The organism is Trichocoleus sp. FACHB-40 (assembly GCF_014695915.1).
Classification (GTDB): Bacteria; Cyanobacteriota; Cyanobacteriia; order Cyanobacteriales; family FACHB-T130; genus Funiculus; species Funiculus sociatus.
In genome coordinates, this window is record NZ_JACJPF010000017.1 from 1 (window position 1) to 8,707 (window position 8,707).

The 8,707-nt window shown below is 44.5% G+C and carries 10 protein-coding genes and 2 pseudogenes; 8 read left to right on the plus strand and 4 right to left on the minus strand.

Annotated elements, in window-relative coordinates; all coding sequences use genetic code 11:
• The 3 genes from H6F63_RS30785 to H6F63_RS30790 all read right to left on the minus strand — a co-directional run.
• Positions 1-175: carboxypeptidase-like regulatory domain-containing protein (locus H6F63_RS30785; protein ID WP_190633935.1), on the minus strand; the 175-nt coding region annotated here is incomplete at its 3' end.
• Between the two features lie 61 nt (positions 176-236).
• Positions 237-644, minus strand: a complete 408-nt coding sequence (locus tag H6F63_RS00400) for a hypothetical protein (protein ID WP_190633937.1) — start codon at positions 642-644, stop codon at positions 237-239.
• A 108-nt stretch (positions 645-752) separates the two neighbouring features.
• Positions 753-1,046, minus strand: coding sequence for an exosortase F system-associated protein (locus H6F63_RS30790; RefSeq protein ID WP_347276752.1), 294 nt, complete (start codon positions 1,044-1,046; stop codon positions 753-755).
• 193 nt (positions 1,047-1,239) lie between these two features.
• Between H6F63_RS30790 and H6F63_RS00410 the strand changes: the two genes are divergently transcribed.
• The 5 genes from H6F63_RS00410 (at position 1,240) to H6F63_RS00430 (ending at position 7,010) form a co-directional block, all read left to right on the plus strand.
• A complete protein-coding gene (locus tag H6F63_RS00410) occupies positions 1,240-1,974 on the plus strand; it encodes a ParA family protein (protein ID WP_190633941.1) in 735 nt (244 codons plus the stop codon).
• Between the two features lie 7 nt (positions 1,975-1,981).
• On the plus strand, positions 1,982-2,419 hold the full coding sequence (locus H6F63_RS00415; protein WP_190633943.1) for a hypothetical protein: 438 nt from the start codon (positions 1,982-1,984) through the stop codon (positions 2,417-2,419).
• Positions 2,420-2,459: 40 nt separating this feature from the next.
• On the plus strand, positions 2,460-3,680 hold the full coding sequence (locus H6F63_RS00420) for a hypothetical protein (RefSeq protein ID WP_190633945.1): 1,221 nt from the start codon (positions 2,460-2,462) through the stop codon (positions 3,678-3,680).
• Between the two features lie 608 nt (positions 3,681-4,288).
• Positions 4,289-4,471 carry a hypothetical protein gene (locus H6F63_RS00425; protein WP_190633948.1) on the plus strand — a complete coding sequence of 61 codons (183 nt, stop codon included), beginning with the start codon at positions 4,289-4,291 and terminating at the stop codon, positions 4,469-4,471.
• 433 nt (positions 4,472-4,904) lie between these two features.
• Positions 4,905-7,010, plus strand: a complete 2,106-nt coding sequence (locus tag H6F63_RS00430) for a site-specific integrase (RefSeq protein ID WP_190633949.1) — start codon at positions 4,905-4,907, stop codon at positions 7,008-7,010.
• Positions 7,011-7,367: 357 nt separating this feature from the next.
• Here H6F63_RS00430 and H6F63_RS00435 read toward each other — a convergent pair.
• A pseudogene (locus H6F63_RS00435) lies at positions 7,368-7,496 on the minus strand (IS5/IS1182 family transposase); the annotation flags it as partial.
• 92 nt (positions 7,497-7,588) lie between these two features.
• On the opposite strand from H6F63_RS00435, the gene H6F63_RS00440 reads away from it, so the two are divergent.
• The 3 genes and pseudogenes from H6F63_RS00440 (at position 7,589) to H6F63_RS29725 (ending at position 8,524) form a co-directional block, all read left to right on the plus strand.
• Positions 7,589-7,771, plus strand: a complete 183-nt coding sequence (locus H6F63_RS00440; protein WP_190633951.1) for a hypothetical protein — start codon at positions 7,589-7,591, stop codon at positions 7,769-7,771.
• A gap of 153 nt (positions 7,772-7,924) precedes the next feature.
• A pseudogene (locus tag H6F63_RS30305) lies at positions 7,925-8,083 on the plus strand (N-6 DNA methylase); the annotation flags it as partial.
• 93 nt (positions 8,084-8,176) lie between these two features.
• Positions 8,177-8,524, plus strand: a complete 348-nt coding sequence (locus tag H6F63_RS29725) for an N-6 DNA methylase (RefSeq protein WP_242019442.1) — start codon at positions 8,177-8,179, stop codon at positions 8,522-8,524.
• Positions 8,525-8,707: the final 183 nt, after the last annotated feature.

Consider the following 8,707-nt stretch of genomic DNA (forward strand, 5'->3'; position numbering starts at 1 on the left):
GTATTTTAAAAGTACCATCGTCACCTGTAGATGTTGCAATTGAGGTATTAAGCCAGTAAACAGTGGCTCCGGGAAGCGGAAGGTTTTGGTCATCAAGCACCTTACCGCTAAGTATATCCTGTGCGTTTGCAAAAAAAGCACTAAAAAGAAATAGTATATAAAATAAATTACGCATAATAGTATTTTAATGTTAATAATAATCCTGTTCCCAAAACGGGAAATATTATAACATTAAATCAGGCGTAAAGAATGTATTTGCAGTATAGTTTAAAGAGTGGCGGCGCATGGCTCTCACAGTAGAAAGATGGAGAGTCTTTAACTGCAACCGGCACTGTATAATAAAATTGCGAAGGCTTCCATTCCTCGGCCACACAAAAAGCGCCAAGATCTAATTGTAAGGATTTTACAATTACCTTACCTTCATTTTTGTCCTGAAGCTTAACAACATCATCCTTACAGCACTTTTTATGGTTTTCAGCCTTGATAGCACAACAGGCTTTATTATCTGCCTTATGCTGGTGCTTGTGCTCCTCACTTTCATGATGCGGATTGCATGGCTCCTGCTGCCTGTAAGCAAGTGTAACTGACGATACCTCTCCTTTACAGTAGTGCACATTAAGCACCAGCCCAATATTGGAAGCCAATATTAAAGCTGCTAAAAGTATGCTTATGTGCCTGTTAAGTTTCATCTTGTATTATCTTCAGCAAATTTAGTAATTATTATAACCCAATACTTTCAAAATTCACAGAATTTATTTCGCTTTATTTTGATAATAGAATGCCGGTATGAATAATATAAGGAACAATGGCTGTATAATAAACCTTCGTATATAAAACAGTACCAGCATATTTGGGTCATTTGTGTTTAATACAATATAAAAAGCTGCAATAAGTATAATGAAAAAAGCTGTGTAAAGTATGGAACACATCTTTAGTATAGACTTATCTTTAAAAATTAGTCCTATAATCCCTAACGACAGTAATGTATTGAGCGCATACCTTAAGAATAAGCTCAATCCTAACTGCATGGAATCATATTTCGGCAACGGCTTATCGGTGTACCATAGAGCGACTCTGATGTGTTAATGACGACAAATAATCTGTTATTCAGCAGATGGCTTAACATTTTTATGAATCATGATTCAGTAATTCTTAAATATTAGCTCTAATTCAGGAATAAAGAATCATGATTATTTATTCTGAGATTCCTGAATGTCAGTTATGCTAAACCTGTAAAGGATGAATTTAAAAATGCTCACCGTAGCGATCGCATCCCAGAAAGGGGGCGTGGGAAAAACCTGTACCTGTGTCAACTTAGGTTCAGGATTACAAGAACACAAAGTTAAAGTAGTGCTAGTAGACATGGATGCCCAAGGCTCTGCTACCTATGCCTTGGGTTTAGTACCTGGAAAACAACCGGGGTTTGACCGCTGGCTAGAAGGGGAAGATGTTGTCCGCACCGATACCGCTGTGCCCTTAATTCCCGGCGGAACGGATACCGCTTACGTGAAATGGGATTCCCCAGAAATTTTACGTAAAGCGATTAGCAAACTGGATTGCGACTTAGTGCTTTTGGATTGTCCCCCCTCCCTCGTCCCTGCTACAGTTGCTGCACTCGTAGTAGCAGATAGAGTTCTCGTGCCGGTACTGGCAGACCCCCTAGTGCTGGTAGGGTTGGCTCAAGTGCTGGACACTTTAAAAGATGTTAATCCAGATGTTCCCGTTGATGTTTTGCGTAGCCGATACAAACCAGCCTTGAACATGACAGCGGAAGCAGACTCGGTGCTAGTCAGCGACAACCGATTTAATCTACTGCGAATCTCCATTCCGGAAAACGTTGCGATCGCAGAAAGTGCTGGACACGGGCAATCGATATTTGACTACGCTTCCAAAAGTAAAGGTGCGAGTGCATTTAAAGCATTAGCTGGTGAAGTGATAAAGGAATGGGGGTTGAAGAAACGTGGCAGGAAGTAAAAAACGCATGGGACAGCGTAACCCACTGCAACTGTTCAACGACTCCCTAAAAGAGTCTGTTGCTCCTGAACCATCTACTGATGCTCCTCAGGAAGATTCACGAATCATGGAGAATGAATCCTTAATCAAGATTCATGAATCTGGAAAAAATAATCAAGATTCAGGATTCAAGATTCAGGATTCAGGAAAAGCGCAACAGGAATCCGAAGATACCAAGGTCACTCCCCTGTATCCCTTATCGGTGAGGATACCAGAGCCATTGAACGACGCCTTGGATGATGCCGTGAAACAGACCCGCCGTTCTATGGGGCGTAAGATTCGCAAGGAAGTCTTGGTATCGCTAGCAATAGAAGCGATGTTGCAACGTGTCAAGGCCGCTGGGGGGTGGAGAGAGATTGCATCCGAAGAAGAACTGCGAGAGTTGCTAGGATTGCACAACGAGTGACCCAGCTCCCCCAGCAACCTATCCCACGCTTCTCTAGAGCATGACCAGCGTAAGAAACCAGAAACTCGAAATAAGAACCCAACTTTATTGGGAACCAGAAATTAACTCATCACCTTGCCAACCAGAACAATTCCCCACCTTAACCATGAAGAAAGACTTTAACGATCCCAAGACCCTAATCGATGACTGCACTCCGGTTCCTGAAGAAACATTAGACTGGGTAACAGCTCTGCAAGGGAAACAAATTACGGTGCGGGAGCTGGAGTTTGGAGAGGACATTCACAAGCTTCTGAAACCACCTCACTTTGATGCGATTCAATTTCTCAACTCAAGGATGAGAGTTGAGGAAAACAGAATTACGATTGAAACCAGCGTTCGCGAACATTTTTCCTGCCCAGAATCGGCAAGGAAGGCTTTCGCGTCAATAAATCAACTGAGGGACCTGGCTATTCGTTACAGGAAGGTTAACGGTGTTGATCGCCTATGGTGCAAAAGGGGAAATTCCGACAGTAAGAATAGCGATCGCGCTAGCGCAAACAAGAACGTAGATCGCGTCGGATGCAAAGAGAAAAATTCTAACGGTAATCCCAAAGATAGGGAAGAGGAAAACTACATAACAGCAGCCAAGTACCTACCAGACCTACTACGAAAGAACGGCGACATTCTGGTTAAGCCGGATCAACAAGAGAGATTTGCCAAATTCAAGAAAGCATACAGAACCCAAGCTCTATGGATTGAGTATTACCTCCTAGAAAGCTCAGGAATTGTAACCGACTCAGGGTTTAAACCTCCAACTGAAAGGCAGTATAGACCCGGCAAGATATCTGCGAAGCTTCATGAGCTTATCCAGGATATGTGGGCAGAGGCAAAAATTAACCAAAATTCACTATGCAAATGGATATTGGCTTTCGATTGCCCATCTCAAGCCTGGTTGACTTTGGAAGCTATCTTACTACTCAACCAATGGAACGAACAACCTCCAAAAAATGGGTTGCAGCTATATCAAGCGGAGCAGGCTACTCTGAAGCAGCTTAGAGAACCCGAAGGGATTAAAGCTAGTTTGCGCTACTCCGACAACGAAGACGAAAATTTTTTATTTCTTGACGAAGCCTTCTCCGTTACCCTCATCCAATTACTGAAATCTAGAGTCGGGCTAGCCCAATGCCAAGACTATTTGAAGGTCAGAACAGCACAAGCTAATGGCGCACGTAAAGGCGAAAAAGGCAAGCGTTCAAACAAAGGGTTTGGCAAGTCAAAATAATTGGCTCTTCCGTACCTGATATGCTAATCCGCCTCTGGCGATGCCCAAACTCCTGCACAGCAAGAGTTTGGGCATTATTTTCAATTGTTTTTAGCGGTAGAGGCGCTAAGAAGCCCCAAAGGTTTCTATTCCAGACTTTTCAGCCCTTTAAACTAATAGTTTGGCAGACCAAGTAATGAAGAACCAAATAATTTAATGAATGCTGGTTCTGTCATTAAACTTCATATTGTAACGGTAAATTTACACAAAACTCGAAAATTGTACGCTTCTAACACGAGCCAAAAATACTCTGATAGTCTGATCCAGTAACTAAAAAGAAGAGCCAATACCTAGCTTTTAAGCCAAACGAATAAGCCTCGCTACTAGGAATTCAACGCAACTGGACTGGCAAAGTTCGGCAGAGTTTAATACCTAGTTGCAGGGATACTCATTGATTTTCGCTCCTAGCTCATTTGATTTGGGTATAGGTTAGAAAACTTTGGCTCTTTGGCTCTTCAAAACCCTCTTGAAGTGTACAGATAATCATGTCCAAGCAAAAAAAAATCAAAAGAAAAGGTAGGCCCCGCTTAAAACACCAGAAAAAGGCGAGTTGTAAAGGAAGGAAATCAATGCGAGGTCAGCCTGAAACCTATGACGAACTCAAAAAAATTGTTTCTTTGAGTCTTACCCCAACCGCTTTGACAGGATTAGATGAATTCAGTGCTTGTTTAAATATTTCTCGCAGTGAATTGGTTGAGCGAATCGGTCGGGGTCTGCTGACGATCTCTGAACTGACAACGAAGACCGAGTGAAACTTAGGTTTCTACTTGGACTAGAGGACTGGAGCTACTAAGTAAGAGCTAAATGACTCCCCCTCCCCAGATGAGTAAAAGGTTGCTTCAATCCTTAGCCTTTAATAAACCTAGAAAGGCGGAGGATTAGGATTTATTTAATACCTAAAATTTATTAGGTATTCACTAATTATTTATTAATAAATCCTCGGGTTTTGAAGCTAGAAATAATCCTCCCAAAGGGTTGAGCATTTATATAGCTAATTGCCGCAGCCACCGATGAATTCGTTGGACTCGATAGCGAGTAGTGCTATCTATAATAAACAAGAGAGTAAAGGAGTCCGGAAATGAAAAGATGAGCAAAACCTAAAACATTGGCACCGTAATTCGAGAGCTTTTAAATAATAGCTCAATGGCAATTTAATTTTTTTGTGTACCATCAGAGGCATTTATTATGCAGGACTCTCTCACTTGCTGGTCAGTATTCGAGATGTATGAAGAACAAGTTCGAGCGATATATCCAGAGTCGAAAGCTAAACGAGTTATTAATGAATTTCGTTGCGCTACCCTACGGTTTTGGTTATCACAATTAGGCTTTACTAGAGCAACATCAGGTCGAAAGATGACAAAAGCCGAGAGCGAGGCAGCTAAGGAGTTTTTAAAAAGCTTAAGAGTTGAAGTACTGCTCAGCGCCCGTCAAACAATACAGCAGGCTTTCCAGAGCCAAAAAGCGTCTATTGCTAGCCAAAACACTTACGGAAATCGATTTAACCAATTTTTGAGTTGGAGCGAACAACAACAGTGGTGGCCAGCTAGAGGTTCGCGGCGGGCGAGAGTGAAACAGCAATCCTGTCCATCCATGAAAAATCCCTATGGCCATACCTCCAACACTCCCTTGACCGAGCGGAGGACAGTGCATCAGAAATACACGCTCAAGCCTCAAGACACGCCGGCTCCTTTACAAAAAGAATTGGATGACTTTTATCAATATTTAACTGACCCAGAGTGCCCGTTCCGTGTAATTGACCCAATTAGCGAATTATCCGCATTAGAATACACCAAGAATATACGTCTAATGCTTGGCTGGTTTTGTTACCACCGCACACCGCCAATTGCGTTAGAGCAACTGCGTTTGTCACATTTGATTTCTGTGCTTAGGCAAGAAGACTTAGAACATCTCAATAGCAAAGAACAGGCAAAACTATGGAAACAGCATAGGCAAACCCTTGAAATTTGGCTGTGCAGTTATTTCCGTTTCTTGAGAGAAGTCCTCCACTCGAAAAGTCCTTCTACCAAACGCAATAAGTTAGGGGCGCTTTTAGAACTGGCTAAGTTTCTCTACACCAGTGAGGTGGAGGAAGAGGCGGATTATAAGCAGATTCCTCTGTTCAAAGCGCTCAACAACCACTTAAGTTCAGTGAGAAAGGACATCAGCGAGTGGGTGAAAAATCGGCAGTCTGTTTCAGATTTTGAGAAGAAGTGGCCGGATACGGCAGAAGGCGAGACAGCGCTGGAAGTTGTTAGAACCAAAATTGTAGAACCGTTGCGTCTGGAGTGCCGACCCAGAAACAGCCGAGGTCGATTTCGGTCTGGCTTTGCCATTGCTAAAAGCTATCAAGATTACTTAAAGTGGTCGCTGCTTGCTGACATCCCTGCAAGGCGGCAACAAGAATACCGTACTTTAAGAATTGCGCTGATTTGTCCTGTTAAGCGTCCAGAATCCGTCCCACCTGACGGCTTGTATCAGCCGCTGCCGCCTGCACAAGTGCGTGAAAAACATTGGGATGGCACAATTAAGGACAATTATCTTTACTTTACCTATGTCCACGAGAAAAAGCCTTATCCTCAAGGGGTCTGGGTGTTGGACATTCAGCAGTACAAAACCCGCTCGACTCACGGCGGTCAATCCATAGTAATTCCCAACCGCCAGTTAGCTGACGGCAGTTGCTTCTATGATTACTTAGAAGGCTATTTGTACGGCAGTTGGATCTGTGATGGTTATAAAAATCGACAGGTTTACGATTGGTGGCAGCCGGAGTTTAAGGGGCAACGGGGACGCTGGGTGACAAGTGGGCGAACTGAATTCAATCCGTTGGATACCTTCTATCAGTCAGCGGATGCCAATTCGCCCAAGTGGCTTTGGGGCTATGTGTTTGTCCTCCCCAGACTTGGCATCGCAGCATCAGCTTCAGAGTTTGGTTGCTCGTTTGAAAGTACCTCTCATCGTTTTATTGGTAAGCGGATTTCACCCCATATGATGCGGTATTTCTGGGCGACTTGGGCGTATCAAGTCGGACTTGATGACGCCCAAACTCGGTCGTTAGCTTATGCGATGGGACATAAGGTGGAGACATTACGGAAATTGTATGAGCGCTGTACTCCGGAAGAGAAGCGCCGACCAATTGAGGAGGTGATTGAGGAGCTGTTGTTTAAGCAGCCATCACCTGAGTTGAAGCCGGAAGCGAACACCCAGCCCGAAAGTTTGCTTGCCCAGTTGCAGAAGTTAAGTCCTCTGGAACGAGAACAGCTCATGGCGATGCTGGATATGCTGGATAAGTAATGGGGCTGCTATCTTGACCGATGGTGGGTATTCTAGGGGCCAGGCTTGAGGGTTTGGATCGTTGTTCCAGCTCCGACTTTTTTGGATATTGTTGGGCGTGGCTGCAATAGAAGTAAGTACCCTGGTTGGGGAGATTGAATGCGATCGCTATGTGCTTGGGAAGCTTTAATTCCAATTAACTTACTTGCACAACTTCGTTGTCACCAGCTCTCCAGCGGCGTGCGATCTCCCCAACCCTTTTTTTAAAGGGGGGAAATGGAATTCATAGTCCCCCTTTCTAAGGAGGATTTAGGGGGATAAATCAAGGTTCTGCAACGCCAGAGGATGTTTGGAAATACACAGAGGGTACAAAAAGGCTCAGGCAAGTCTGCATAGGATCAGTCGGATCATAGTGATATAAATGGACACTTCCTCAGAAGCAAGAATTCGCTCATAATCGACATTTAAGCGACGACACCAATGCAGCCAAGCGTAAGTGCGTTCAACGGTCTAACGTGCCCTCTTGACTTCAGCGCTCCGAAGTCAAGCTTCACCCGGTAGGGAGCCGGAAGTCGAGAGGGCGATCGCTATCTAATCCTGTGGAATACACGGCACACACTATACAAAAATTAAGCTGGCAGCGATCGCAGTTTATCTTTTCAAGACTGATCCGGCTGCTCTTGAAGCGAAGCGATCGCACCCTTCAAGAGCAACGCCGCAAGGTAGAAGCGAAGCTTGCAGGGTGCGATCTGCGCGATCTGCGGGATGACTTATGCCTTTGAAGCAATAGACCTGATGGAAAAGTCGCAGGAGGGATGGCAAAAGTAGGTTAGAGTCGGGAAAGTAAGATATGACGATGTAGAAACAGATTTTCTGGAGCCAGCCCAAGTTGATGACTCCGAACCGTCGAATATTAGCAACGGCAGGAGAGCAACGAAACGACCTACAAGCTGTGTCGGATGAACCTGGCGATTCGGGGCATTGATGGCTCCAATATTCGCTGGAATACGGAGGGGCCGTTTCTGAAGGATGCCCACCCAGATTTGAAGGCAGATTTTGTAATTGCCAATCCACCGTTTAACGATAGCGACTGGGTCGGTCGGATAGACGAGAAAAATGATGGGGGCATCCCCTGCGTCAGGATGGGCGCTGGCAGTATGGGGTGCCGCCTGTAGGTAACGCCAATTTTGCCTGGGTGCAACATTTCCTTTATCACCTGGCTCCAACGGGGGCGGCGGGGTTTGTGTTGTCGAATGGGTCGCTATCGTCTAATACGAGCGGTGAGGGAGATCCGTGAGCAATTGGTGCAATCTGATTTGGTGGATTGCATTGTGATGTTACCGACGCAGTTGTTTTACAACACAGGAATTTCGGCTTGTCTATGGTTTTTGAGTAGGTATAAGAACGGCAACAAGAACCGCGATCGGAAAGGAGAGGTGTTGTTTATCGATGCGTCGGAGTTGGGCTATAGAACCCATTTGACATCTATTCCTGAAACTAAAAGCCTTGCAGCTAGCTGGTTTTATCCCTGTTAAGAGCAAAAAACAGTCGAGTTTAAGCAGGCTCTATCATTGATCGCAAAGTAACGGCTTACTTCAAAGCCTTGCACCCCAGCAAAAGATGTCAAATGGGTTCTATATCGCACCTGAATCAATTGAAGCATACCAATATTCCGTGAAGCGTCCGAGCGGCGCTTATTTATACAACAAGTTCACCTC